We start from the raw sequence: 1,903 nt of genomic DNA, 5'->3' as shown, positions 1-1,903 counted from the left end.
GGCACGTGCAGACCTTTCGTCATGGCCTCCTACCTTTCTTTCGGGCCCCTGTCAGGGCCGATTCGTTAGCGCCCCTCCGTGTGAGGCGTTATTGCTGACGACATATTTATATCCAAAATCAGTCCATACTTCCACCTCGCCCCCGAACGGTTTTATATGAGGGGTGAACGGCATACACATATACTTCACGCATGGCACACTTTGATTTAATAAAGTTTATTTACGTGCTAAAACGCGTTTTCAATCCAAATAGCAAATGGAACTTAACTTTATTAAACCACCCTCAAATTGCATATTTCTAATATAGCTATGAATAGAATCAGCGATTCATGCCGCGTCCCAACCATTTTCATTTTTATTCAGAAAAAAGTTTGTCCTATTCATTTCTGATAAACAAATTACCGTTTACCAGACGCTTGATACCGTTCACCGGAAGCTCAGTATAAGGCCCAGCGGATACCGGCTCGCTTTACGGCCCCATTTGTAACAACTTGACTTCTCGGTATAGAAAAACGAACCCGCTTCCCCTAGGGAAACGGGTCCGTTTTCGATTATCTTCGGCCAATTTGGATAAGGCCCTCGAAGATCGTCGGAACCCTAGCGATCGAACTCCGTCAGTGCCTCGCCCAAAAGCCTCAGGCCCTCGCGAAGAACGTCTTCGCTCGCGCAGTAGCCCAGGCGTGCGCCGCAGGGAAGCTCAAAGCGGCTACCGGGGACCAGCAGCACTCCCCTCTCGGCCAACAGGCGCTTACAGAATTCCTCGTCATCCTCGGGAATATCCAGCTGGATAAACGAGGTGGATATTCCCTGCGGGGCCGTCCAGGAAACGCGATGCTGCGTATCGATCCAAGCCTGCGCGATATCGCGGTTGCCAAACACGATCTTGCGATTGCGCTCGAGAATCTTGTCCTTGTGCTCGAGCACGTATGTCGCCAGGGCATCGTTGAACACGCCGCCGCAGATCATGGTGTAGTCGCGGTAGGTGCGGATGCGGTTGGACACCTCTTCGTCGGCCACGACCCAGCCCACGCGGGCCGCAGGCGTCGAATAGGTCTTGGACACCGAGTTGGTGACAATGGCCTTCTCGTACATGTCGGCCATCGACATAAAGGCCTTGGTGTTCTCAAGCGGCAGGTACACCTCGTCGCACAGCACATAGGCGCCAGCCGAACGGGCGATCTCGGCAATCTGGCCGAGCATATCGGCATCGAGCACCGTACCGATGGGGTTCGATGCGTTATTGATGCAGATGAGCTTGGTGTTGGGGCGCACCAAGCGCTTGAGCTCATCGATATCGGGCTTCCAGCCGAGCTCCTCGCGGAGCTCCCAATACTCGACCTCGGCACCCAGCGTACGCGGAATCTCGTAGAGCGGCGCATAGGTAGGCCACTCGGCAATCACGTGATCGCCGGGCTCCACAACGGCCATGATGGCGTTGAGGTTGGCGCCCGTGCAGCCATTGGTCTGCAAAATGTGATCGGGATTGACATCGCGACGATACAGCTTGGCGACCTCGGCCTTAAATTCCGGCGATCCCTCGATCCAGCCGTAGTTCATCTTCTCGCGATCCAGGCGCTCGTAGAACGTGGCGCCGTCCTGCTCGTCCAGTGCGCGAAGCTCGCCCATGGTCAGCGACGAGATCGTCGACTGAGCGATATCCCAGGTAGCACTCTTCTCCCAAACGTTGAGCCATTCCTCAACACCGATTGTCTTGATATCCATGGCCACCTTATCTGATCTTCATTTAGCGTCATTAAACATGAATGGGGCGGTGCGAAAGATCCGCACCGCCCCAATGGGAGACATCTAATGGCAGCTAGATGTTTGTAGTAAGACCTGTACGGGTCTTTGAAAACCTTAGAGGTCCTCGCGCCAGAAGGGCATGCTCATGCAGCGCGGGCCG

General features: G+C 54.5%; 1 protein-coding gene. It reads right to left on the bottom strand.

Annotation, left to right across the window (positions count from 1 at the left end):
* Positions 1 to 597: 597 nt before the first annotated feature.
* Positions 598 to 1,722, bottom strand: coding sequence for an aminotransferase (locus tag DXC99_RS10170; protein ID WP_117584285.1), 1,125 nt, complete (start codon positions 1,720 to 1,722; stop codon positions 598 to 600).
* Between the last annotated feature and the right edge of the window lie 181 nt (positions 1,723 to 1,903).

The organism is Collinsella sp. TF10-11AT (assembly GCF_003437565.1).
Lineage (GTDB): Bacteria > Actinomycetota > Coriobacteriia > Coriobacteriales > Coriobacteriaceae > Collinsella.
The sequence above is the reverse complement of the archived record's forward strand: the minus strand, read 5'-3'. Positions and strand labels throughout refer to the sequence as shown.